This is a genomic window from Acinetobacter sp. YH16051 (assembly GCF_013417135.1).
In the GTDB taxonomy this organism is placed as follows: Bacteria; Pseudomonadota; Gammaproteobacteria; order Pseudomonadales; family Moraxellaceae; genus Acinetobacter; species Acinetobacter towneri.
In genome coordinates this window covers 19330-44325 of the sequence record NZ_VPEN01000015.1, presented here as the reverse complement: position 1 = coordinate 44325, position 24996 = coordinate 19330, and the positions used below count along the sequence as shown (strand labels likewise).

Annotated in this window: 18 protein-coding genes, 2 pseudogenes and 1 other annotated feature; of the genes and pseudogenes, 3 read left to right on the top strand and 17 right to left on the bottom strand. The window is 42.1% G+C overall.

Annotated elements, in window-relative coordinates; all coding sequences use genetic code 11:
- Positions 1–110 (bottom strand) — a sequence feature (AL1L pseudoknot). This feature is flagged as partial in the annotation.
- The 6 genes and pseudogenes from FTV41_RS11455 to acs all read right to left on the bottom strand — a co-directional run.
- Positions 1–398, bottom strand: a pseudogene (locus tag FTV41_RS11455) (IS3 family transposase); the annotation flags it as partial. (Overlaps the previous feature by 110 nt.)
- Positions 399–474: 76 nt before the next feature.
- Positions 475–1671, bottom strand: coding sequence for a Wadjet anti-phage system protein JetD domain-containing protein (locus FTV41_RS11450; RefSeq protein ID WP_004974289.1), 1197 nt, complete (start codon positions 1669–1671; stop codon positions 475–477).
- On the bottom strand, positions 1664–5041 hold the full coding sequence (locus FTV41_RS11445; RefSeq protein ID WP_179996573.1) for an ATP-binding protein: 3378 nt from the start codon (positions 5039–5041) through the stop codon (positions 1664–1666). Before FTV41_RS11445 ends, FTV41_RS11450 begins: the two co-directional genes overlap by 8 nt.
- Positions 5029–5862: a DUF4194 domain-containing protein gene (locus FTV41_RS11440; RefSeq protein WP_179996572.1), complete on the bottom strand. Its 834-nt coding sequence runs from the start codon at positions 5860–5862 to the stop codon at positions 5029–5031. The genes FTV41_RS11445 and FTV41_RS11440 overlap by 13 nt, the downstream gene beginning before the upstream one ends.
- A gap of 10 nt (positions 5863–5872) precedes the next feature.
- Positions 5873–7333 (bottom strand): annotated as a pseudogene (locus FTV41_RS11435) (DUF3375 domain-containing protein).
- A gap of 193 nt (positions 7334–7526) precedes the next feature.
- Entirely contained in the window at positions 7527–9470 is a 1944-nt protein-coding gene (gene acs / locus FTV41_RS11430) for an acetate--CoA ligase (RefSeq protein WP_179991256.1), read from the bottom strand.
- A 468-nt stretch (positions 9471–9938) separates the two neighbouring features.
- Here acs and FTV41_RS11425 point away from each other — a divergent pair, with 468 nt between their 5' ends.
- A complete protein-coding gene (locus tag FTV41_RS11425) occupies positions 9939–10925 on the top strand; it encodes a mechanosensitive ion channel family protein (RefSeq protein WP_131261199.1) in 987 nt (328 codons plus the stop codon).
- Here the strand turns inward: FTV41_RS11425 and FTV41_RS11420 are convergent.
- The 5 genes from FTV41_RS11420 to prfB form a co-directional block, all read right to left on the bottom strand.
- Complete coding sequence (locus FTV41_RS11420; protein WP_179996571.1) at positions 10899–11612, bottom strand: 16S rRNA (uracil(1498)-N(3))-methyltransferase; 714 nt, start codon at positions 11610–11612, stop codon at positions 10899–10901. The two genes, FTV41_RS11425 and FTV41_RS11420, sit on opposite strands and share 27 nt — an antisense overlap.
- Positions 11613–11614: 2 nt before the next feature.
- Positions 11615–12895 carry a 3-deoxy-D-manno-octulosonic acid transferase gene (locus FTV41_RS11415; RefSeq protein ID WP_179996570.1) on the bottom strand — a complete coding sequence of 427 codons (1281 nt, stop codon included), beginning with the start codon at positions 12893–12895 and terminating at the stop codon, positions 11615–11617.
- 85 nt (positions 12896–12980) lie between these two features.
- Positions 12981–14060 carry an alkene reductase gene (locus FTV41_RS11410; RefSeq protein WP_179996569.1) on the bottom strand — a complete coding sequence of 360 codons (1080 nt, stop codon included), beginning with the start codon at positions 14058–14060 and terminating at the stop codon, positions 12981–12983.
- 34 nt (positions 14061–14094) lie between these two features.
- Positions 14095–14394: a helix-turn-helix transcriptional regulator gene (locus FTV41_RS11405; protein WP_168417728.1), complete on the bottom strand. Its 300-nt coding sequence runs from the start codon at positions 14392–14394 to the stop codon at positions 14095–14097.
- Between the two features lie 166 nt (positions 14395–14560).
- Positions 14561–15656, bottom strand: a protein-coding gene (gene prfB, locus FTV41_RS11400) for a peptide chain release factor 2 (protein WP_168417714.1) whose coding sequence is annotated in 2 segments (ribosomal slippage) — positions 14561–15583 and positions 15585–15656 — 1095 coding nt in all. Because the reading frame shifts where the segments join, the coding sequence is not laid out codon by codon here.
- 445 nt (positions 15657–16101) lie between these two features.
- Between prfB and FTV41_RS11395 the strand changes: the two genes are divergently transcribed.
- The gene (locus FTV41_RS11395; protein WP_179996568.1) at positions 16102–16878 is read left to right on the top strand and encodes a putative porin; all 777 of its coding nucleotides are present in this window, start codon (positions 16102–16104) and stop codon (positions 16876–16878) included.
- 172 nt (positions 16879–17050) lie between these two features.
- Complete coding sequence (locus FTV41_RS11390; protein WP_179996567.1) at positions 17051–17884, top strand: putative porin; 834 nt, start codon at positions 17051–17053, stop codon at positions 17882–17884.
- A 57-nt stretch (positions 17885–17941) separates the two neighbouring features.
- Here FTV41_RS11390 and recJ read toward each other — a convergent pair whose 3' ends face one another.
- The 6 genes from recJ to FTV41_RS11360 form a co-directional block, all read right to left on the bottom strand.
- Positions 17942–19645 carry a single-stranded-DNA-specific exonuclease RecJ gene (gene recJ / locus FTV41_RS11385; RefSeq protein WP_179996566.1) on the bottom strand — a complete coding sequence of 568 codons (1704 nt, stop codon included), beginning with the start codon at positions 19643–19645 and terminating at the stop codon, positions 17942–17944.
- Positions 19646–19658: 13 nt separating this feature from the next.
- Positions 19659–20315, bottom strand: a complete 657-nt coding sequence (gene pdxH / locus FTV41_RS11380) for a pyridoxamine 5'-phosphate oxidase (protein ID WP_179996565.1) — start codon at positions 20313–20315, stop codon at positions 19659–19661.
- A gap of 14 nt (positions 20316–20329) precedes the next feature.
- Positions 20330–21661, bottom strand: a complete 1332-nt coding sequence (gene glmM / locus FTV41_RS11375; protein ID WP_131261207.1) for a phosphoglucosamine mutase — start codon at positions 21659–21661, stop codon at positions 20330–20332.
- Between the two features lie 142 nt (positions 21662–21803).
- Positions 21804–23270 carry an IMP dehydrogenase gene (gene guaB, locus FTV41_RS11370; RefSeq protein ID WP_004974257.1) on the bottom strand — a complete coding sequence of 489 codons (1467 nt, stop codon included), beginning with the start codon at positions 23268–23270 and terminating at the stop codon, positions 21804–21806.
- Positions 23271–23598: 328 nt separating this feature from the next.
- Positions 23599–23964, bottom strand: coding sequence for a YkgJ family cysteine cluster protein (locus tag FTV41_RS11365; RefSeq protein ID WP_004974255.1), 366 nt, complete (start codon positions 23962–23964; stop codon positions 23599–23601).
- 106 nt (positions 23965–24070) lie between these two features.
- Complete coding sequence (locus FTV41_RS11360; RefSeq protein ID WP_004974253.1) at positions 24071–24868, bottom strand: MBL fold metallo-hydrolase; 798 nt, start codon at positions 24866–24868, stop codon at positions 24071–24073.
- Positions 24869–24996: the final 128 nt, after the last annotated feature.

Here is a 24996-nt window from a genome sequence, read left to right as displayed (position 1 = left end):
ATCGGTAAAATCCTACAAATCGCATCAACACCATATCGATCTTTATTGTTATGGATGAAATCCACCATTATTTGTGTGGGCGGTCGAGCTCCGCCTGGGCGAAAAAAGCGGCTGCTTTACGTAGAATCTCATTGGCGCGTTGCAGTTCTTTATTTTCGCGTTCGAGTTGTTTGATACGTTCTTGGTCTGAAAGCAGCTGTACTTTAACTGGATTTTGTTTATCTAAATATTTTTGATACCAAACACGTAGTGTTTCAGGAGTACAACCCTTGCGCAGCATGCTGCTCAGGCGCAATTGCTGTGATTGCAGCCCAAGTAGAAGGATAATCTTTTTCAGATTCAATCAATAATTGAACCGCTCTTTCTCTGATTTCAGGGGTATATTTTGGTTTTGTCATTGGAACATTCTCTCAAGAAAGTTGGTCTCCGACAAACCCGGTACGGTTCACCCCTTATTATCAATCAAATTAATTTTCAAAGTAACTCTAAATAACGATGCACCCAATCAACCGAAATGCGCTCTTGCTCTAAACGCCTATTTTTAAATGTCTGTGCACGCAAATCATGAAATAATTTTAACTCGTCAGCAGTGAGATATTGTGGCTCACTAAAAATAGAGTCTGGTTCATCCACCATATGATTTTGGAACTGTAAAACTGTGGCTTCATCCATCATTAAAGCAATCACGTGTGGAATTTTTTGCCGAACCATACTTAAAATATTTAAACCTTCAGAGTCGATATCTCCCCAATAAAAAACCTGTTTATACTGTAACCACTTGGCCTTCATCCATGTAATATTTTTACCCCCACCACAAACCACAATACTATTTTCCAAGTAAGGGCACGCTAAACCTGACTGAATATTTTCAACTACAATTATTCGTTCCGCAGGTAACTCAAATTGATCTAGCACCTCTGTGGACAATTGAAAAACGGGGAGTCCTCCCAATTTTTCCTGCACATTTGGGCAGACGGGTTTGATCGTCAACCAACCTTTGGGGCTATCTAAGCAATCTAGCCATGCCAACAACCCTCCAGCCAGTACGATCTCATCATCATAAAGTACATTGCAAATTGCCTCCGTCAGCAATAAGTTCTGCTCAAGAAACTTCGTGTTTACAGCGCTTAATGGCAAGGCCCTTAAATAAAGCCCTGCCCCCATATTCGGTTTCAGCTGTTCAATCAGCTGAATCAACCATTGCCATTCTTGTTGGCTATAGCGTTCTATCTGCTCTAAATGATGAATTAAAGTTTGAAATAAACGGTGCTGATGACGATCATGCACAAAAGACTGCTTCAAAAAGCTGGATATTTTATCCAACCAGTTTTCAAGTTGTTGCTCTGTTCCTAAAAGCTCAGTAAGCTGCTGTAAAGAAAAAATTCGTAACTTTACTGGAACACGTTGTTCTGAAAGTTGTCGATACTGCCGTTCTTGCCATTCAACCAGTTCAGGATAAGCAAAATCTGTCCACGCTTTAAAAAAAGCATGAAAATGACCCAAATTATCTCTAGCTTGTTGGTCTGTGGGCACTTTCAGTGAAATTTCGATTGGAAAAGGACGTTGATTTAACAACCGCTGCTTTAAATTTCGACGATTTTCCCATTCTTTTTTATGCAAAATACCCAAAACGGTATTTGGAAGTAATCCCCACTTCTCAATTTTAGGCATCTAACTGCACCCCAAACTGTTGTGCCTCTCTATGCAGTTGCTGTTGTTTTTGCGCCATTTTTTCATCAATTTCCTGCCAAGTAATTTCACATAAATGACTTTCATGTTTCTCAATATCACGCTCGGCAATTAATAAAGAACGTGCTGACTCACGCGCTAAATTCAAGTTTTTATAAGGTGTGATTAAATTGACATGAATTTTCAACGCCTTAAATACTTTGAGTACTCGACGACTAACCGCTTCAGCTGTGTTTGAAAAAGCTTCATCTAAAAACACTGTACTGTAGATTGGATAATCATAGCCGTCTGGTGTTAATACATAAGCCAAACTCGCTGCCACAATGGTTCCAGCAAATGATTCTTTTTCTCCGCCAGATTTACCACTCGATGACTCCAAAACATCTCGTATTTCTTCTGTAGCCAAATCGACTTCTTCTGCATAGAAAGACATTTGATGACGAGGATCAAGTAAACGCTGGCTTTCAAAAGTATGCGCTGTAACCGAGTTACTCGCTTTTTCTAAAATAGAAATTAATTCAGCTAACTTTTTAAAACGTTGTTCATATTCAATACTATTAATACTAGATACGACCCATTTTAGTTTTTGCTCAAAATCTATGACGTGTGGATACTTTTCCTTTTTGTATCCTAGTCTTAGATAGCTGCCAGACTTAAATTCTGTACGCCGTAAAACCTGATTAATTATGGCAATACGGTCAGTAATTTCTTCTCTATCTGCCTCAAGGCGATTCTGAATCACACTTAAAGACTGCATGGTATGTTTTTGCAGACGCTGTTCAAACTGTTCAACTAAGGCAGGCAAACCTTCCTTTTCTAGTTCATGAAAATAGGCAACGCAATCATCCAATGCGGCCAAACCAACTGCCCATTCACGTTGTAATGCAATATGTGACCATTTATCCTTGCCACGAAACTGACCAATAATGTACGTTGCGCTATTTTTTGCTGAGGTATTTTGGTTGCTGGTATGTTCAATTAAACGCTCTAGCTCTTTTTCCACAGCAGTAAGATAAGCATCCTCCAACCGAGGTGTTTCTCCTATACGCTGTAGCAACAGTTCTCTGGCTTGTTCTGGGACACCTTGGTTTGCTGCCTTTTGCGCTTGTTGTTGTTGTTTTTCTGCATCACTGAGTTTCTGTTTGAGTTGCCCCCAAGTGTGTTGTAACTGCCCTTTCTGTTCCTGTAGTTGTTTTAATTCCTCTTTTGCAAGCTCCCAACGTTGTCGAGCTTGTTCAATATTGGTATCTGCCTGTTGTAAATGCTGCAAGTCATTGCTGGTCTGTTGCTGGCGCTCTGTCCAATAAGGAATATTTATCATATCCCATTGGTAACGTAACATTCGCTCCCACAAACTCTTATGCTGTGTTACCTGATCTAACACCTTACGCGATTGTGCAACACTCAAGGCATACTGTTCCAACTGTACCTCAAGTTGTTTCGCTTCATGCTTTAATAAATTTAAACGTGAAGTATTGGAAAATCCCAAACACCAAATTTTTCGATCATCAATCCGCTGTTGATCTTTTTTCTCAAAACGACCTTGCTCACGATGAATTAAGCCCTGTTGTGTCATAGAAAAAGGCGTTGTATTCATGATTGTTGTATCTGCCACACATTGCAGATCAAAGCGAAGCAGATGTTGTTTTAACCAATCACGATATGGATGCTCTTGCCAAACCAATTTCCGCAGAAAACCATTTTCTTTAAAATACACACTTTCTGTAGCATCAGGATGGATCACCTGTAAACGCACATGGGTTTTATTATGACGTGCATTCACCCATTGAGTGACCATCGAATAACGATCTTTCGGCACCAATAACGTTGTTTTTAAACCACCTAATGCTCGTTCAATTGCGCCTTGCCAGCTTTTTTCAGCCTCTTTTACATCAATGAGCTCACCAATAAACATTAATTCATGTTCATCAAAATCTAAGTGCTGTCTAAGCTCATCTCTTAAACGCAATAAATGTACATCATGAATATTACTATTAGGTCTGGTTTCTATTTCCTGAATATCGCTTTGAGTTTCTTTCAGTTGCTGTTGCGTTTGTGCGTATTTGCTACTGACTTGAGCAAACTCATCTTGTCGTTGGGTTTTCTCTTGCCCAATATTTAGAAGCTGCTCATGGGCTATTTTTTGGTTATCAATTAAATTTTGCTCGGTTAAATCATCTTGCAATTGTAATTGCTGAGCATCTTCCTGATAGCGCGATGCCTCTATGGTTAATTGCTTTAACTGACGCTGTATCAGTTCTAGCTCTTTTTGTAAGTTTTCAATCCGATTACCGCCTACTTGTAAATAGTCTTCATGGCAGCGCTCTTGTCGTTTTTCCGCATCATGTTCTTGTTGTTCTAATTGCTTAAACTGCGTATGTAATCGCTGTATCTCTTGCTCCAGCTGATGTATTTTTTCAGTCCAAAACTGAACATACAATTCACCTAAATATGCAGGAAAAGCTTGTTTTTCGAGCTGTAGATTATTCAGTTGCAGAGTTAACGCTGTTATTTGAACAGCTAACTCAGGTAATTTCTGTAAATGTAGGACTTGTTCACGCGCATCTACCAAATGCTTATAGTTTGCCTCTAAGTCAGCAAACTCATTTACTGCAGTCTGTGCCAAAGCACGAACCTGGCTTGGTTCTAAAACCAACTCGCGAATTAATTTAGTCAAATCATCAATTTTCTTTAAGCCTAAAGCACGTGATAACAACGCAGGTGCATTTTTATTATCCATAAATAAATATTTACGATACATCTCCTGATAGTCTTCAAATTTGCTATCAAAATAATGCACGCGTGCATCTGTTTTAGGATTAAAATGTTGTTTTAGCTGGCGAGTATTACCGTCTGCAAATTTTTCTAACACTTCAGTCAGTTGCACATTACGACTTGCAATCATATATAAACGATTCACTTCACTCAGCGAATGTTGACCTTGTCCAACCCAAAACAATCCAATTAAAGTAATCATCGAACCATCATCAGCGGTATATAGCGCTCTTAATGCTGTTGTCACTGCTTTTTCACGCTTATTTTTTACTCGCGTTCCAGCCCCATCATGTTCTGAACCAAAACTACCACGCATATAAGAGAGTAATGTACGGTCTGAGCGATCGCCCTGCGCAGCTGCTACGTTAAAACTAGCTTTACTTGCAGGTTGTAACAATGCCATTAAACCATCAATAAAGGTAGATTTACCTGCACCATTATCTCCCGTAATAAGTGTCCCTTCAGGATCAATACGTGCTGTATGCAAGTTATGGAAGGAGCCCCAGTTAAATACTGAAATTTCTGACAAGCGAATTTGGCCTTGTGCAAATAAAGTTGAGAGGGTCATTTCTTGCATGATGATTCTCCATATTCTTGTTCGGATTGCTGCAACTTGGCCTTTGCTGCTAATTGTTGATATTCAGATAATAAACTTTGTAAAAACTCGGCATTCACGACATAGCGGATAATTGGCGTAATTTCATAACGCCCTTCTTCACCACGCAGTCCCGTTAATACTTTTTTCTCAATAAATTTTTCTAATGCTGCACTTAGCTTTTTACGATCTTTGCTGTCATGATTCGTTAAAGGAATAAATGGAATTAAACTGCTCTGGATTCGCTCAACATCAATAATAATTTTTTGCTCACCCGCAGTTTCCCGCTCCTGATAATACTTCCGCAAAATAAGTAAAATTAAGGTGTCATATACAGTCAAAGTTCGTTTTCGTATCAGTACAGGAAAATCATCTAAAGGCTGGTTCTCATCTTCCTGTTCATCCTCAATACTTTCGAGATTGATGATATAAGCCACCCCTTGCTTGGCATCCAAAACCAACTGGATATAAACCTCTGCCAAATGTCTACGAATTTCCGCTTCATATCGGCACAATAAATCAAAAAGTTTTAAGTTTTCTGCTGCAAGAATAACCCCTTGACGCATGAGATAGACCAATACGCGTCGGGCTGCATGTGGCATAAGCGCATCTGTATCACGATCCTGAGCATGCTCCATCTCTGTTTGATTATCTGCATGTTGTTCCTCTGCCCCAGTTGTAGGAAACGAATCTTCTACAGGCTGATTAGCTTGGATTTCTATATTTTTCTCTGAATTTGAAGATGGTCTGCGTACCATTTCAAAGAAGTTGTCATGCTGTTGTATCTTATTTTCTGATTGCATCTCGATCTCCTTAAAGTGCCAGCTCATCTATATTTTTGGGAAATAAATCTGCACTCAAGTAATACACTGGAATACTGGCCTGCAAATGCACACCTGAACGATCCTTAAGTTCAACTTGCTCGGTATGCTGCATTTGTGGTGCTTTAATGGCTTTTGCTATACGCAAATAAGCAACAAGTTCTTCAAGCCCCGCTTGTAAAGGATGTTCATGTGTTAAGTGGGCAATACTCATCACCCCTTTCTGTGCGAGCGTTTGATATACTTTTTCAGCAACAGCACGAACCCGTACATTGTCTAAGTACTTCAGCATCTGATCACTAGGTTCAGTCTTGTTTTGTTGCTCTTCGACCTCACGTGTATCCATATGTTCTGTGGGACTTTTTAAAGCAAGACTTTCAGGCGAATTCAGCTGGATGGAACCCACGGCTAAATCCACTTGTACTTCTGTTTTTAAATCACACTCCGATTCCAACAATGCCACTGCATTTTTTTCTAATTCCGACAACAACTGATCAATCAAACGGTTTTCCAATGCTGCACCACTTTCAATATAAGCTCTCAAACCTTCTTCTGTACGACGTCGGACTTGGAAAACTCGGCTACTTTCGCGTCCTAACTCACGCATTAACTGACCTAAATATTTACGTTGAGATTCGCTTAATTGTTGTGCAATAGGATGATTCAAAATACTGCGTAACTGCTCTCTAAACTCAGTAGAACGATCTTGATCCTGAAGTAATTGACAAAACCCATCAAAAGCACTGCCTGCATCACTTTGGGCAAGCAACTGCTCTTTTTCCATTAAGCTCAGCAATACTTCTCCACGTGAATAAGCACCACTAATCATATCTAGACGCAACTCTTTATCTCGTAGACGAATCTCATCTTCGACCCGTCTAAAATCGCCTGTAAGAATGGAAGCAAGTTGATAAATTTCTCGTATTCTTTCTTTTTGTTCTGATTCTTCTAATTGTGTAACAACACCCGCCAACAAAGCATCTATTTCATTTTGAATCACTAATTTTTTTTGTTCGAGCAACTCCACTCGTTCTTCAATATTTTCACTCAATGCGACCACAAAATCACGAACCGCATCCTGCACAATTCTTAAATGTGATGCTGTGGTATGGGTTGCTCGCTCATCCAAGCCCTAACAAAAACGTAATACGGTTTCGCTAATATCCGTTTTACTCAGCTTGCCATCTATTTCTCTGAGCCAGCCTGAATGAATCCAATGATTTAAATAATGCGCTGCATTATTTTCTGTCTGCCAAATACCCTGCTCACGACTAGATTTAATCAACTCATCCAAGACATTTCTTGCACGGCCATAAGGGACTTCATTTTGTTCTGCAAATAAGTCAACAATGAACGCTAAAATATGTGGTGCGTTATCTGCTCTTAATAATTTCCAAATTGAGTTTTCATGATATAAACGCCGATACTTGGCCTGTAACCCTAGAATATTCATGCCATTCCACATCATCTGTATGATGGTTATTTATTCTACAGTTATTTTTTAATCACCCAAGCAAATTACCAAGCAAGACGACACGAGTTGTCGCATAAAGTAAGATGATATAAACAATCACCTTACTTCATCGAAAAAAATAAAAAAACAAACCTTATCTAACTTCTTTGTGTACAGTGACAGTAACCTTAACCTACCTCTCCCCATACACCGTTGCAATCAAATGCTCCACCACTTGCGGCTCAGCCAAAGTCGAAGTATCTCCTAAACTATCCAATTCATTCGCTGCAATTTTCCGCAAAATACGGCGCATGATTTTACCTGAGCGGGTTTTAGGTAAAGCAGGTGCCCAATGCAGCGCATCAGGCGTTGCCACAGGCCCCAAAATTTTGCGAACCCAATTGACTAATTCTTCACGCAATTCCTCTGACTCGGGTGTACCAACTTGCAAAGTTACAAAGGTGCAAATCCCCTGTCCTTTAATCTCATGGGGCATACCCACCACTGCCGCTTCAGCCACAGCTTCATGCGCTACTAGGGCACTTTCAATTTCCGCAGTACCTAAACGGTGCCCCGAAATATTCAAGACATCATCCACACGCCCTGTAATCCAGTAATAGCCATCTTCATCACGGCGTGCACCATCTCCTGTAAAATACGCACCCGGATAGGTCGAAAAATACGCTTCAATAAAACGGGCAGGGTCGCCCCAAATACCGCGCATTTGCCCTGGCCATGAATCTTTCATAATTAAATTGCCTTCGGTCGCGCCTTCCAGTTCATTACCTTCGGCATCGACAATAGCAGGTTGCACGCCAAATAATGGGCGGGTTGCCGAACCGGGTTTCAGTGGCGTTGCACCCGGCAATGCTGAAATTAATATGCCCCCAGTTTCGGTTTGCCACCATGTATCTACAATTGGGCAACGTCCTTCACCTACTACGTTGTAATACCAGTTCCATGCTTCAGGATTAATTGGCTCACCGACTGAACCAAGTAAACGCAAGCTGCTGCGGTCACTTTCACGTACAAAACGATCTCCCTCTCGCATCATGGCGCGAATGGCAGTCGGCGCGGTATATAAAATGGTGATGTTGTGTTTATCGACAATATGCCCTGTGCGCGCCCAGCTTGGATAGTTCGGCACCCCTTCAAACATCACGGTAGATGTACCATTCGACAATGGCCCGTATAAGACATAAGAATGCCCTGTAATCCAGCCTACATCTGCGGTACACCAAAACACATCATCCTGTTTCAGGTCAAAGACTTCTCGGAACGTGCTATTCACATAGGTCAAATAACCGCCTGTGGTATGCAAAACACCTTTGGGTTTTCCAGTCGAACCCGAAGTATATAAAATGAATAATGGGTCTTCGGCATTCATCGGCTCGGGTGGGCAGATGTCATTGACCGACATAATTTCCATGTGATACCACACGTCGCGTTCAGGTAACATCTCAATAGGATTTCCTGTACGGTGCACCACAATCACATTTTGCACACAGTCGGTACCTGCTACGTTTAAGGCAGCATCAACATTGGCTTTTAAATAAATTGGCTTGCCACCACGCATGGTCGAGTCTGCAGTAACAATCAGCTTGGCCTGACAGTCTTCAATTCGGCTAGCCAAAGCATCGGGAGAAAAACCACCAAAAACCACACAATGCACTGCACCAATTCGTGCACAGGCCAGCATGGCAATCGCAGCTTCGGAAACCATTGGCATGTACAGCACCACCCGATCCCCTTTTTGCACCCCGTTCTTTTTCAGTACGTTGGCAAAACGACAGGTTTCATCATGCAAAGAAGCAAAAGAAACCACTTTATGCCGAGATGGATGATCTCCTTCCCAAATAATTGCAGGTTTATGCGGATGTTCTTTTAAATGACGGTCTAAGCAATTGGCACTGACATTCAGTTGCCCATCGGCAAACCATTCAATTTTAAAATGCTCGGGGTCAAAGTTGGTATTTTTGACTTGGGTAAAAGGTTTAATCCAATCTAAGCGTTGGGCCTGCTCTGCCCAATAAGTATCAGGGTCATCTATAGATTGTTGATAGCGTTGAAAATATTCTGCCTCAGTGGTGCGGGCAGTCTTTTTAAATTCATCTGGAACAGGATATACGTCTTTCATCTGCTACTTCCTTGATGTTCTTGCATCTCATCACGAGATGTATGCCACGTTATTGATTATTATTTCTGCATATTCACAGTATGAACTTTCTTTTTTATGGCTCACCATTCGGCTTTAGTCGCATAAATTTTATACAAACAATAGCATGCCAAAGCGTTGATCGAATGCCATATTCTTGCATTCATACTTTCAGGTTTACATTCCACTGTACTGCGCATTGCATTATTTTTAAAGAAAATATCGTCTAATAACCGTGAGTATTAACATTTTTTTACGCAGCCAATCATTCATACCTGCGACCCTGTCTTACAGATAAAACCACATACAACTCGCAGTTTAAATGCTACAAAATAGTACGCTCATCACTTCTATCCAAGTTGTCTAAAATACTGGCAAGTAAGCATTGCTCATTAACCAAATTGAGTTTTTCAGGCAAAATAGTCGCTTCATTTTGAATTCGGAATTATCGTGGCAGAATCCAAACCCTCACTCAGTGAAGTTTCTGAAAACACCAGTCAGCTGTTGCAGGAAGCCACTGAAAAAACCACGCAAACCGTGATCAATCATACGGCCAAGTACAATGACGCCTACTCCACCATCGACAAAATTATGGAAGGATTTTGGGAACGTGTGCCGTATTTGATGATTGCAGCCGTGGTGCTGATTCTGTTTTGGCTGCTTGCCCGACTGTTTAAATGGTTTATTCGCAAGACCCTGAACAATCGTTCCTATACCCGACAAAATTTGGTTTTGGTGCTGAATCGGGTCGGTAGCTCTGCAATTATTTTCTTTGGTTTTCTAATTGCGATGGTGATTGCAATTCCAGGTTTTACCCCAAGCCAACTGATGAGTGCTTTAGGTCTAGGCTCCGTGGCAATTGGTTTTGCTTTTAAAGATATTTTCCAGAATTTATTATCGGGTGTGCTCATTTTGATTGGAGAACCATTTAAAATTGGTGATGACATCATCGTGAATAATATGGAAGGTACGGTAGAAGATATTCAGATTCGTGCCACCTTCCTGCGCTCTCCCGATGGGCGTCGAATCGTGATTCCAAATGCTACGGTGTATACCAGTGCCGTAACGGTCAATACGGCTTATACCCGTCGTCGTTGCGAGTTTGTGGTCGGTATTGGTTATGAAGATGACGTACAAAAAGCCAAAGATATTATTTTGGCCATTTTAGACCGTGACATAAAAATCTTGAGCCAACCTGCATTTAGCGTCAATGTCACTGCCCTGGCCGATTTTTCGATTAATTTAAATGTGCGTTGGTGGGTAAATACGACGGAAACCACCACTTCAGCATCCATCAGTGAAGTGCAAGAACGGGTAATTGCCGCTTTTGCCGAACATCACATTTCGATTCCTTATCCTGTGCAGGAAGTGAAAGTTTATCGTGGTGATGCAGCAGTCAATGAAGATGATTCAGCCCGCACTAAACAAACGCCCTAAAACATAAGCAATCACAGTTTCAGTACGAATAATACGGTTGCCCAAGTGCCGCGCTTGGCAGCCGTTTTTTTCGAGCAAATCAATTTCGTAGGGAATAAATCCACCTTCTGGGCCAATCACAATACTACAAGGATGTTGAATGGTGTTCGGCATTGCCAGTTCAGTATAAGGATGCGCCACGTATGCAGGACAATCTGCAGAGATCAAATTAGGCAAAACATCTTCCACAAAGGGTTTAAAGCGTTTATAGCACTGAATGTCAGGCGCAATGGTATCGCCCGCTTGTTCTAAACCTAGGGTGATATATTGATCCAACTGCTGTAAAAATGGCGTTTGCCAATAGCTTTTATCAACCCGATAGCTGTGCAGTAAAATGATTTTTTCCACACCTAATGTCACGCTGTCCATAATTAAACGGCGCAGCACTTTTGGTCGTGGTAAGGCCACAATCAGGGTCACGGGTAATTTTTGCGGTACAGCTTCTTCATATAAGGCTATGACCTGAATCCGCTGCTCACTGACTTCCACCACTTCAGTCAAATAACGCTTGCCACCACGAATCCCGACTTTTAAGGTGTCACCGACTTGTACACCGACATGCGTATGCAAATGCTGCAGCTGTCGCTGTGCTGTAATTGACCATATTTCATTGGTAGTCTGTCGTGGGCCAAGTAATACAATATTCATGCTTACAAATACTGATCCATGACCTGAATATGCTCACGTAGTGCACCACGATTTTTATACATAATCACTTGGGCATTCTGATTCAATTGTGCACGTAATGCTGGTTCAAATAACAGTTGAGTCAAGGTTTTCACAGCTTGTGCTGCATCATCAACCACGTACACCGCTTCTGCCGCAACAAACTCATCCACCATACTTTGGAAGTTAAAATAATTTTTACCCAATACGGTGGCTACATTTAAAGCCAAAGGCTCTAAAATATTATGACCACCGCCAGGTTCATTCAATGAACCGCCCACATAGCAAGCCTGACTCATGGCATACCACAGCCACATTTCACCCATACTGTCGGCTAAATATAGCTGTGTATTTGCTTGGATACCTTCACCCAAACTACGACGCTGCATATTAAGTTGCAGCCTTTGTCCCAATTGTGCAACTTCATCAAAACGCTCTGGATGACGTGGTGCAACAATGCACAATAATTCGGGATGTTGCTCAAAGTACGGTTTTAAAGCAGTCAATAATTGTTGTTCTTCGGGTGCATGGGTACTGGCCAGCACCACAATTTTACGCTGTGCCAATTGCCATTCTTGCTGTAGCTGTGCTGCCTGCTGCACAAAATGCTCAGGTGCAGTAATGTCAAATTTAAGATTACCCAACACCTGCGTACGTGCTTCGGGCATACCCAAAGCCACAAAACGTTGCTGTGTTGCAAGGTCTTGTGCCAAGAGTTGTTGCAACCCCTGCAACATGCCACGTGTCAGGCCTTTAACTTTGGCATAGCCTTTGGCCGATTTTTCTGAAAGTCGTGCATTAATGAGCAAACATGGCACTTGAAAATGCTGCGCCTGATCAATCAGGTTTGGCCATAATTCTGTTTCGACCAAGGCCAATAATTTAGGCTGATATTTCTGATAAAACTCACGAATTAGATGCACCTGATCGGCAGGCAAATACACGGCCTGAAATAAATCTAAATAGGGTGCTTTTAAAAATAAAGACTTGGCACGAGCCTGTCCCGTTTTGGTGGTATTGGTGACTAAAACAGGGTGACCTGCTTTTAAATAATATTCAATTAATGGTTGTGCAGCGTTGGTTTCACCTACCGACACCACATGAAACCAAATGGCATGTAAATTTTTAGCGGGCTGAAATGGGCCAAAACGCTCAAGCAGTTCTTGTTGTAATTGCTCAGGATGTTCGGCACGTTTACGAATACGTGACTGATAAATCGGTTTTAGCAGGGTTAAAGCTGCGTTATACCAAAATGGAGTAGCCAAAAGATGCGCCCCAAAAGAAAGACTGTCGGCAAAATATAACAGAGCCACACGCGCATGTTAATCGCATGTGGCGCTGTACGGGCTTTTATTCTACAGATTGTTGTGTTTCAGCCAAAGTTGGATAATCGATATAGCCTTCTGCAACAGCAGTACCAATCATAGTGTCCAGTTTGAGTTCATTTAAAGGAGCATCTGCCAGTAAACGCTCATATAAGTCTGGGTTGGCAATATAGGCCTTACCAAAAGACACTGCATCGGCCTTGCCTGATGCCAATAATTCCACCGCATCGGCACGGCTTAAACGCATGTTGGCAATGTATGGTACACCGCCTGAACGTGCTTTCATTTCTTCGGAAATACTATCTTCAGCCAAGTATTCACGGGTAAAGAAAAAGGCAATTTTGCGCTGACCCAATTGCTGCATCACATAACCAAAGGTTTCACGTGGATCATCATCCCCCATGTCATGCTCATCGCCACGTGGTGCTAAATGCACACCGACACGACCTGCGCCCCATACTTCTATCAAAGCATCTACAACTTCCAACAAGAAACGTGCGCGATTTTCCACAGTACTGCCATATTCATCTTCACGTTGGTTGGTTTTACTTTGTAGGAATTGGTCAATCAGGTAACCATTGGCCGCATGCAGCTCGACACCATCAAAACCAGCCTCTTTGGCACGGATCGCGGCTTGTTTATATTGCTCGGTAATGGCATGTATTTCTAAAATTTCCAAAGCACGAGGTAATACATAAGGACGCTTTGGACGTAACAAACTGACATGACCCGCTTGTTGCACCGCACTTGCCGAGACAGGTGTTTCGCCCTTCAGCAAATCAGGATGGGATACCCGCCCCACATGCCACAATTGTGCGACAATCAGACCATCTTTATCATGCACCGCATCGGTCACCAATTTCCAGCCTTGTACTTGTGCATCTGTAAATAGACCTGGAGTATTAAAATAACCATTGGCTTCTTCAGAAATCACCGTTGCTTCTGAAATAATTAAGCCTGCGCTGGCACGCTGTGCATAATATTCCGCCATCATTGGCGTTGGAACACGGTCATCGCTGGCACGACTGCGGGTTAAAGGTGCCATCACTACACGGTTTTTAAGATGAAGATCACCCAAAACCAAAGGAAAGTTTAATTCAGCCATCATTGCCTCATGACTCACTGCAACATGCGACTGTTTAGAGTGAGTGTTTTAAATATTCGATGTATTGCTGAATCAGTGCTTCATTACGAGAAAAATACGACCATTGCCCATACTTTTCTGCACGAATAAGGCCTGCCTGTTGCAGTACCGATAAATGATTTGACATGGTCGATTGCGACACCTTGCCCAAACGCTCAATGTGTCCTGCACATACGCCACGCTTAAAGTCGCCACACTCTTCTACCGACAAAAATTGGTCTGGTGCTTTTAACCATTCTAAAATTTGCCGACGGGTAGGATTGGCTAAGGCTTTAAATATTAAATCGACATCCATCATTCAGACACATATTCGTAAATATAAGCCCAATTCAGCAGCTGCCTTTAATATATCGTATTTTTTCGATATTAATATCGTTTTTTTACGATTTATGCAAATTGTTTAAACAATTTAAGCAGATCAACCGAATTGGGCAGACTTATTGGGTACTGTAAATTTAAACTTACAGACCTTGTTTCAAACTGGCTTCAATAAATTTGTCTAAATCACCATCTAAAACTGCACCCGTATTTGAGGTTTCCACCCCTGTACGCAAGTCTTTAATCCGCGAGTCATCCAATACATAAGAACGAATTTGGCTGCCCCAACCAATATCTGACTTCGAGTCTTCCAGTGCTTGAGCCGCCTCATTACGTTTGCTCATTTCCAGTTCGTATAATTTGGCACGTAACTGTTTCCAGGCGTGGTCACGGTTGGCGTGTTGCGAACGCTGGTTCTGACAAGCCACCACAATACCTGTTGGCGCGTGGGTTAAACGTACCGCAGAGTCAGTTTTGTTAATGTGCTGACCACCCGCACCCGAAGCACGGTAAGTATCGGTACGAACATCGGCAGGGTTAATATCAATTTCAATGTTGTCATCCACTTCTGGCGAAACAAACACTGCAGAAAATGACGTATGACGACGGTTACCCGAGTCAAATGGTGACTTACGCACTAAACGATGTACGCCTGATTCAGTACGCAACCAACCATAGGCATACTCACCTTCTACACGAATGGTTGCAGATTTAATCCCTGCCACATCGCCATCTGACTCTTCCATCAATTCTGCTTTAAAGCCATGACGTTCAATCCAGCGCATATACATACGCAGCAACATAGATGCCCAATCCTGCGCTTCTGTACCGCCTGAACCCGCCTGAATTTCGACATAACACGGATTTGGATCCATTGGGTTGCTGAACATACGACGGAATTCTAATTTGGCCAGCTCTTCTTCAGCAGAGGTCAACTCTGACTGCACATCAACCAATAAGTCTTCATCATCTGCCTCAACCGCCAAATCCAGCATGGCTTGTGCATCTTCCAACTGGGTTGCCAAACCTTCCAGAACATTAATCACATTCTCAAGCTCGCCTTTTTCTTTGGCCATCGCTTGAGCACGACTTTGATCATTCCAAATGGCTGGGTCTTCTAACTCGCGGAGAACCTCTTCTAAACGCTCTTTTTTCAGATCGTAGTCAAAGATACCCCCGTAGTGTTTGACCACGTTCGTTCAAGTCTTTTAATTGGTTTAGATAAGGATTAATTTCCACGTAAATTCTCTCAATTAACAATGAAGCTCAATAACCAATAATTGTAGCACAGACCTGTTCAGGCATTGCCACCCTGCAGCTATTTCCAGCACAACTTTTCTAGACATAAATAGCCAGCCAATCCCTACGCATATTCAGCTTAAATTTGCCTGAAATATTTAGATCTACAATTTCCATTTACTCTAGCGTTGAAGGAGATCTGACACATATTTGATGGTTTTATAGTCAATATTTAGAAAATTCACAAAATCTACATAGTTTTAATAAAACAAAACATTTAATTATTTCACTTTTATTTCAATCACTTAAACTCAAATCATTACACAAACTTACGACTGAAACAATGCGGTAACTTTCTGATGATTGACGCTGAAATTTTTTAGCCTAGACTAAAAGTTGTAACAAAAAGTTTAACTGTTAACCAGATTTCAGAGGGGTAATTTCCATGAAAAAATTAGCAATCGCATCAGCCCTACTTTCAGCTTTAGCTATCACTGGTACTGCGAACGCATACCAAGCTGAAATTGGTGCATCAGCAGGACTGATTGATCCAGATAATGGCAGCTCAAGTGGTTCATTTGGTATAGATGGTACATATTACTTTAACCCTATACAAACTCGTAATGCACCTTTAGCTGAAGCGGCGTTCCTTGACCGTGCAAGCAATGTAAACGCCAAATATCAATATAACGAAGTAGGTGATTCTGAAGCGCATACTTATGGCGTAGGTGCGGAATACTTTGTACCGAACTCAGACTTTTACTTAAGTGGTAATGTGAGTGGTCACGATCTACAAAACAATGATGACCTAAACAATGACTTGACCACCTATGGTGCAGAAGTGGGTTATTTACCAGCACCAGGCTTGTTAATTGCAGCAGGTGTGAAAGGTTGGGATACTGATGAAGATGATGGTGTAGATCCGACCTTACGTGCCAAATACGTGACCACATTATCAAATGGTAAAGACATCAATTTAGAAGCAGGCGCTGCATTTGGTGATCTAGATGAATACAATCTAGCAGCAGACTACTTCATTGATAAAACCCTAAGCGTAGGTGTTGATTATTACAGCAATGACATCAATGATCGTGATGAGTTTGGTGTGAGTGCACGTAAATTCTTTACTCCACAAGTGAGCTTAGAGGGTCGTGTAGGCTTTGGTGAGCAATTCAACAATGACTACAACAGCTTTGGCTTAGCGGCAAAATATCGCTTCTAATTTAGCCTAATTAGATATTCAAACAGCACTCTTCTTCGGAAGGGTGCTTTTTTATGCCCCAAAATAAAGCAGTTAGGTAGAAATAGTGCATTGACTGTATGTTTATTTTCCGTACAATCAGCAACAACTGTAACAAAACAGTCATATTTCTATAACAGAGGGAATCTCAATAATGTTTAAAAAACTTGCGCTTGCAACTGCTCTTCTTGCTGGTTTAAGTACTGCTCATGCGTATCAATTTGAAATCAATGGGGGTTATGAAAATACCGATATTGAAGAAAGCAGTGATTTAGATACTTTCTTTATTAATGGTAAGTACTATTTAAATGGTGTTCAGGTAAAAAATGCGCCTTTAGCTGAAGCTGCATTTTTAGGTAAAGCAAGTAATGTTGGTTTAGCTTACACTAATGCGAGCACAGACGATGAAGGTACTGAACTTGAAATTGATACTGTAGGTATCAATGGTGAATTCTTTATCCCGAATACTCAATTCTATGTTGCTGGTAGCATCAACCGTGCTGAAGTTACTGTAGAAACAGAGTTCGGCACAGCATCTGATGACAATACTGGTTATGCTATTGAAGCGGGTTATTTACCTATCAATGGCTTACTTTTAGCTGCTGGTGTTTCAAAAGAGAACATTGATGCATATCAAGCAAGTAAAAAAGGGTTTATCAATACTTTTAGCACTACTTCTGCACTAGCAGATGATACTGCAGTTACGCTACGTGCTAAATATGTAACTTTAATTGGCAGCCATTATGCTAACTTTGAAGCTTCAACCGCTTTCGGTGATGAAACAGCTTATGGCGTAGCTGCTGATCTCTATATTGATCCAACCCTAAGTGTTGGTGTGTCAGTGAATGATGCAACTTTAGATGAGTTTGATACTGTATTCTCAGTACGTGCACAAAAATTCTTTACCCCTGCATTTGCTGTAGGTGTGAATTACACAACAACTGATGGTGCTGATTCTTATGGCATCAACGGTACATTCCGCTTCTAATTCCATAAATTAAAAGCAAAAAAAATCCGCTCAAATTTGAGCGGATTTTTATTTGGGCTACTGCTCTAAATGCACAATCTGCAGTTGTAAACTAACATTGCCATTAAACACATTGCGTTCCAATTCATAAACCAAACGCACATGATCCAGCATTGGGTTAAAGTCAAATTTATCTTTGGCACCAAACGCAATCGCATCAACCACTTGTCCATTGTCCAATGCCAAACGCAATTTTAAATGAGCGTCCTTCAACCATCTAAAATCAACCACTTTAAACCGCCCCTCAAACACAGGCTGCGGAAATTTATGTCCCCACGGTGCCAAATGCTGTAATAAATCTACCGTGTGTAAATCAAAAGCTTCTTGCGGCAATTCACCATCTGTCCATAGCACAGCATGAAATAAATCCGCATCCATTTGCGCAATGATCTGTTCAAAGACCTGTTTAAATTCTGCAAAGTGCACCTTTTTTATGGTCAAACCTGCCGCAGCCGCATGTCCACCAAAATGACTCACCAAATGTGGATATTGCTCTGCAACCAATTCAATGGTGTCACGTATGTGAATCCCCTCAATTGAACGGGCAGAGCCTTTAATATGCTCACCATCTTCATCGGCAGCAAATACAATCGCAGGGCGATGAAACTGTTCCTTTAAGCGTCCTGCAACAATTCCAATTACACCTTGGTGCCAATGTTCTTCAAACATGATCAAGGCATGCGGTAAATCGCTTTGATCTAACTGCAGCTTTTCCAACTCTGCCAGCGCATCCTGTTTAATTTGCCCTTCAACCTGACGGCGTTCCTGATTCAAAGCATTTAACTGACGCGCCAAAGCATAAGCACTTTGCATATCCGCTGCCAGTAAACACTCGATTCCAATGTCCATGGTTTCCATGCGCCCTGCAGCATTGATACGTGGCCCCAAGACAAAACCCAAATCCTGCGCTTTGAGCTGTGCGGGTTCACGTCCTGCCAAATCCAGCAATGCGCTAATCCCAGGACGACATAAATTCTGCTGTATCCGTTTCAAGCCTGCATCCACCAAAATACGGTTGTTATAATCCAGACTAGCGACATCGGCATAGGTGCCCAAAGCCACCAAATCTAAATATTGCGTTAAATTTGCAGCAGATTTACCCTGTTTTTTACGCTGACTGGATAAGTTCGCCAACACATAAAATGCCACGCCCACACCTGCCAAAGCTTTACTTGGGAAATCACAACCCAATTGGTTTGGATTGACCACAGCCTCTGCATTTGGAGTGGCTTTTGTAGTGAGGTGGTGATCGGTGATGATGACCTGCATCCCCAAAGCTTGCGCACGCTCCACACCTGCATGACTGGAAATTCCGTTATCTACCGTAATTAATAAATCAGGTGCATAACGCTCAAAAGCCAAATCGGCAATGGCGGGGGTTAAGCCATAACCATATTTAAAACGGTCAGGTACTAAATACTGCACGTGTGCGCCCATTTCGCGCAATGCCAAAATCATGAGTGTGGTACTGGTCGCGCCATCGGCATCGTAATCGCCCACAATTACAATTTTTTTCTGCTGATCAATCGCCTGATCCATCAGCTGAATGGCGTCAGGTAGACCTTTCATGCTTGGAGCAAGCAAGTGCTTCAGTTTAAGTTCCAGCTCCTGCTCAGACGCAACGCCACGGCGCGCTAAAATTTGGGCAACAAATGTAGAGACGCCCTGAAAGTTTTCAGGGCGTGTAAGTAAAGGTCTTTGCTTTATTAGAATTTTTGACATAATTTCCAGTGATTTAAGGCATCAAGCGTTGTAGTTTCCAGTCACCTTCAATTTTTTCATAAGCTAAGCGGTCATGCAAACGGTTCGGACGGCCTTGCCAAAATTCGTAATAATCAGGCTGCAAGCGGTAACCGCCCCAAAATATAGGTTTTTGCAATTCAGATTGATCGCCCACTTGGGCATGCAAGTCTTGGAAACGCGCCTGTAGTTCTTCACGGCTGGCAATCACACCACTTTGCGGAGTGCTAATATGCGCAGCGATTTGGTTGTCACGTGGGCGTTTGTGATAATACGCTGTCGATTCTTGCTCATCAATTTTTTCGACATAACCGCTGACACGAATCTGACGTTCCAGTTCAGGCCAGTAAAATAACAATTCAGCATAAGGATTGGCCGCTAAATCCAACCCTTTTTGACTGTCATAATTGGTATAAAAGTCATAGCCTGCTTCGGTGGCTCCACGCAGCAACACAGTACGCACATGCGGACGACCTTGCGCATTGGCAGTCGCCAATGACATCGCATACGGTTCATGCAGCTTGGCTTCTAAGGCATGGTTAAACCAATTCAAAAACTGAATATGCGGATTGGCACTGACCTGTGCTTCTAGCAATTCACCTTTTTGGTAACTTAAACGCAGCTCACTTAAATCTTTAATTAAATCACTCACGATTTACCCCCCTTTTAGACGGCATGACGACGTACAGCATCTGCTAAATCTTTCGCCATTGCCTTCACTTCAGCCAAATCATCACCTTCCACCATGACACGAATCACAGGTTCAGTGCCCGATTTACGAATCAATAAGCGTCCACGACCTTTCAGCTGTTCCGTAGCACGGTCAAACTCTTCCACCAAGGCAGGAACGGTATACGGATCAAACATATTTGCTAAGCGCACGTTTTCCAGCACATTTGGCAACAGTTTAAAATCTGCCACCAATTCATGTAGGGCTTTATTTTGTTCGACCATCACCGTTAACACTTGCAAGGCAGCAATAATTGCATCACCTGTGGTGCTCTTGTCCAAAGTCAAAATATGCCCCGATGGCTCACCACCAATAACCCAGCCATTTTCTTCCAGACCTTGTAGCACGTAACGGTCACCGACATTGGCACGGAGTAATGGTACTTGGGCTTTTTCCAACGCCAATTCCAATGCCATATTGCTCATTAACGTCCCGACAATACCTGCAGGTTTTTTCGAGCCTTGTGTAGCAAGAATATATAAAATGTGGTCGCCATCAATTTGCTTGCCTTGACTGTCCACCAAAATCACACGGTCTGCATCACCATCAAATGCAACCCCCAAGTCCGCCTGATGCTCAAGCACTGCTTTTTGCAAACTTTCAGGATGGGTTGAGCCGCAATTTTCGTTGATGTTTAAACCATTCGGTTCATTGTGAATGGCAATCACTTTCGCGCCTAATTCACGAAATACCGCAGGGCCAACATTGTAGGCAGCACCATTGGCGCAATCGACCACAATAGTGAGGTCATTTAAATCTAAATGATATGGAAAGGTCGATTTACAAAACTCGATGTAACGCCCATTGGCATCTTTAACACGAACGCTTTTACCCAAGTTGGCCGTATCATCAATTTTTAATTCTTGCTGCAATTCTTGGTTAATTTCTTCTTGCAAGGCATCTGGCAGCTTTTTCCCTTCGCCCGAGAAGAATTTAATCCCGTTATCAAAATATGGATTATGCGATGCTGAAATCACAATACCTAAACTGGCATGCAAAGCACGGGTTAAGTGTGCAATGGCGGGCGTAGGCAAAGGACCGAGCAAATGCACATAGACACCTGCGGCATTTAAACCCGCCTGTAATGCTGCTTCTAAAATATAGCCTGAAAGACGTGTATCTTTACCCAATACCACAATAGGTTTATTTTTTTTGGTGTGTTTTTTTAAAACTTTACCTGCTGCAAAACCTAGTTTTAATGCAAAATCAGGTGTAATTGGTAACTCTCCAAACTTCCCTCGAATGCCGTCTGTACCAAAATAACTCATATTGTTCTCACTTCTTAGGGGTGATCTTTATCATCACTTTTTTACTGCGAGTTACTTTACACCAAAAATGAAAAAGCCGTCACATTGATGACGGCTTTTATTTGAAAATGCTACTAAATATCAACCAACGCGATAGTTCATATTAACCAACGCGATAGTTCGGCGCTTCTTTAGTAATCGTCACATCATGCACGTGAGATTCCTGCATACCTGCTGCAGTAATTTTCACGAATTTAGCATTTTGGCGTAGATCTTCAATGGTTGAAGAACCTGTATAACCCATAGATGAACGTAAACCACCCATCATCTGATGCACGATGTTGCCCATTGGGCCTTTGTACGGTACACGACCTTCAATACCTTCTGGTACAAGTTTTTCTGCACCTGCTTTCGAGTCTTGGAAATAACGGTCTGCAGAACCTGTTGCACCCGCCATTGCACCCAATGAACCCATACCACGGTATGCTTTGTAGTAACGACCTTGGAAGAATTCAACTTCGCCCGGTGCTTCTTCAGTACCAGCAAGCAATGAACCCACCATAATGGTACTTGCACCTGCACCAATCGCTTTGGCCATATCACCAGAGAAGCGAATACCACCATCGGCAATTAATGGAATCTGTTCTTTCAATGCATTGGCAACAGCGTCAATTGCAGAGATTTGCGGCATACCAATACCTGCCACAATACGTGTGGTACAGATTGAACCCGGGCCAATCCCCACTTTCACTGCATCTGCACCTGCATCTAACAATGCCAAAGCAGCATCGCCAGTTGCAATGTTACCGCCAATCACTTGAACTTGTGGATAGTTGGCTTTTACCCAACGTACACGCTCAATTACACCTGCAGAGTGACCGTGTGCTGTATCAACCACAATCGCATCGACACCTGCTTCAACCAATGCTTCTACACGGCTTGGTGTTTCTGCGCCTGTACCCACTGCAGCACCCACACGTAAACGACCTAAGTCATCTTTACAGCTGTTTGGATACAATTCTGCTTTACGGAAATCAGTGACCGTAATTAAGCCTTTTAATTCCTGCTGGTCATTCACCACCAAGACTTTTTCAATACGATGCTGTTGCAATAAAGCTTGAATGTTTTCTTTAGATTCGTCTTCGCGTACTGTCACTAAACGATCTTGACCTGTCATGATATTGCTGACAGGTTGTTCAAGGTTGGTTTCAAAACGTGTATCACGTCCTGTCACAATACCGACAACTTTGCCATCTTTTACCACAGGTACACCGCTAATATTATTGGCTTGAGTCAGCGCAATCAATTCACGTACTGTAGTTTCTGGCGTTACGGTAATCGGGTCTTTCACCATACCCGCTTCAAATTTTTTCACACGGCGCACTTCGGCTGCTTGCGCAACGATGTCCATGTTTTTATGCAAAATACCAATACCACCGTTTTGCGCCATCGCAATTGCCATACGAGATTCAGTCACCGTATCCATTGCTGCTGAAACCAAAGGAATATTCAGGTCAATGCCGCGCGTAAAACGTGTCTTTAAGGAGACATCTTTTGGGAGAACAGTAGAATAGGCAGGGAGTAATAAGACATCATCGAAGGTTAACGCTTCTTGAACGATGGTCAGCATAACAGTCTCACTGGTAATTTCCGTGAGCCATTATAAACAAATCTGGGCACAAATTTCATTTGTTCTCTAAGAAATATTTTTTATTCTGCCCTTCTGGGGGATGCGACATGAAAAAATCGGTAATTTTCATCTAAAAATTGAAGTTTTCATCCTTAGTTTGCTTTTTAGCCGTGCAGGTTTAAAACTTGCGATGTTTCATTTTTCAGGCAGATAAAGCCGCTTCAATGTGAACCATGATTGGCTATTTATCCAAAATTAGCCGTAAAAAAAAGCAAAGCCGCAGCTTTGCTTTTTCAATCTGGATTGCGATCAACAACTTAAAGCACCATTAAACCACTTGATCGAAGTCATCATCATTCACAGAAATGGCTGGATCGACTTGCACAAATGGAATCATGTTATGCGCACGACGTGCTTTATTGCATTGATCATCGGCAATTTGCACTTCTTTACAAGAGCTGCTGCGTAATTCATAAATCCCGCAGCTCACTTGCTGTCCAACTTCACCTTCTAAAGCGACACAACGCGGCTGACTCTGATTGGTACCACACATGCATGAATAGACTGCTGTTACTGGTTCCGTGTAGTGCTCAGGCATATTCATGCCTTCAGCCCAATAAAATGAAACACGGAAATAAGCGCAACACGCGCCGCAGCTTAAGCAGGCATCTGCTGTAGGTACTTGAGACAACATTCGTTAAGTTCTCGTCATCAAAAAAATCGTTTTTGGGCGAAAATCTTAAAAAAAGTTGTTTTTGCACTCAAGTTTTTTTTACAGTTTTTTCAGCTTTTTTTGTCGCTTATTCAGGGCAGCTAAAAACGTGTTCATCCATCAAATCGACGCCACATTCCAGTGTTTCAATCCAGTCTAAGAATTGATTCACCTGTTCTTTGCCCACAAATGGCGTACCGTGTTGCGGCACAATCATTTCAACGTCCATGGTGCGTACCATATTCACCCAGAGGCGAATCACTTTATTGGAACACATATAGCGCTGATGGAAGCCTTTCATCGCAGGAATATGCGCAGCAAAATCAGTCAATGGAATTGAAGCATCTTCCACCATTGACGCACCCATATCACCAGAAAATAAAATTTTGGCGATAGGATCATAAAACTGGAAATTACCAACAGAGTGCAAGAAGTGCGCAGGCACAGCAATAATTTTAGACTCGCCCAAAGGAATTGCCTGACCTTCATCTGGCAGTTCCACCAAACGATCTAGCCAGTTGCCTTTCATACGATCACTCATAAAAGATGAGCTTAAGTGCGGCAAGAAACGCGCCCACAATTTTGATGCTACGATTTTTGCTTCGGTATAGACCAACCAACGTGGCATTGAAGTGATGATGTCTGGGTCTTGGTGCGATGCCATGACATAGTCAAGATTGGTCAAACGGGTATATTTGTTTAATTCCATGGTCAGTGGTACATAGGTCAGGTCGCCACCCGGGTCTAGCACTGCGGCACGGTTATTATCAATGATCAGAAATTGGTTGGCCTGAACACCTTCACCTTTGACCAAACTGGTAAAACTAATACATTTATGTGTCCCATTATCAAATAAGACCTGCGATGTTGTACGGTCAAATGCCATAACCAATCCCCAATTTTTTCATTTTAAAAATAGATTTTCTATCATTGAATAACATATAGCTATTTATGGAAAGTTACAATAAATAAAATGGCTCAGATTATCTGAAATATCAGTGAATTGCAGTACCA

Bases quoted from the DNA above. Each gene is read 5' to 3' on its own strand.
- FTV41_RS11450 (WP_004974289.1), bottom strand. From the start codon at position 1,671: ATGCCTAAAATTGAGAAGTGGGGATTACTTCCAAATACCGTTTTGGGT.
- FTV41_RS11445 (WP_179996573.1), bottom strand. From the start codon at position 5,041: ATGCAAGAAATGACCCTCTCAACTTTATTTGCACAAGGCCAAATTCGC.
- FTV41_RS11440 (WP_179996572.1), bottom strand. From the start codon at position 5,862: ATGCAATCAGAAAATAAGATACAACAGCATGACAACTTCTTTGAAATG.
- acs (WP_179991256.1), bottom strand. From the start codon at position 9,470: ATGAAAGACGTATATCCTGTTCCAGATGAATTTAAAAAGACTGCCCGC.
- FTV41_RS11420 (WP_179996571.1), bottom strand. From the start codon at position 11,612: ATGAATATTGTATTACTTGGCCCACGACAGACTACCAATGAAATATGG.
- FTV41_RS11410 (WP_179996569.1), bottom strand. From the start codon at position 14,060: ATGGCTGAATTAAACTTTCCTTTGGTTTTGGGTGATCTTCATCTTAAA.
- FTV41_RS11405 (WP_168417728.1), bottom strand. From the start codon at position 14,394: ATGGATGTCGATTTAATATTTAAAGCCTTAGCCAATCCTACCCGTCGG.
- FTV41_RS11395 (WP_179996568.1), top strand. From the start codon at position 16,102: ATGAAAAAATTAGCAATCGCATCAGCCCTACTTTCAGCTTTAGCTATC.
- FTV41_RS11390 (WP_179996567.1), top strand. From the start codon at position 17,051: ATGTTTAAAAAACTTGCGCTTGCAACTGCTCTTCTTGCTGGTTTAAGT.
- recJ (WP_179996566.1), bottom strand. From the start codon at position 19,645: ATGTCAAAAATTCTAATAAAGCAAAGACCTTTACTTACACGCCCTGAA.
- glmM (WP_131261207.1), bottom strand. From the start codon at position 21,661: ATGAGTTATTTTGGTACAGACGGCATTCGAGGGAAGTTTGGAGAGTTA.
- guaB (WP_004974257.1), bottom strand. From the start codon at position 23,270: ATGCTGACCATCGTTCAAGAAGCGTTAACCTTCGATGATGTCTTATTA.
- FTV41_RS11365 (WP_004974255.1), bottom strand. From the start codon at position 23,964: ATGTTGTCTCAAGTACCTACAGCAGATGCCTGCTTAAGCTGCGGCGCG.
- FTV41_RS11360 (WP_004974253.1), bottom strand. From the start codon at position 24,868: ATGGCATTTGACCGTACAACATCGCAGGTCTTATTTGATAATGGGACA.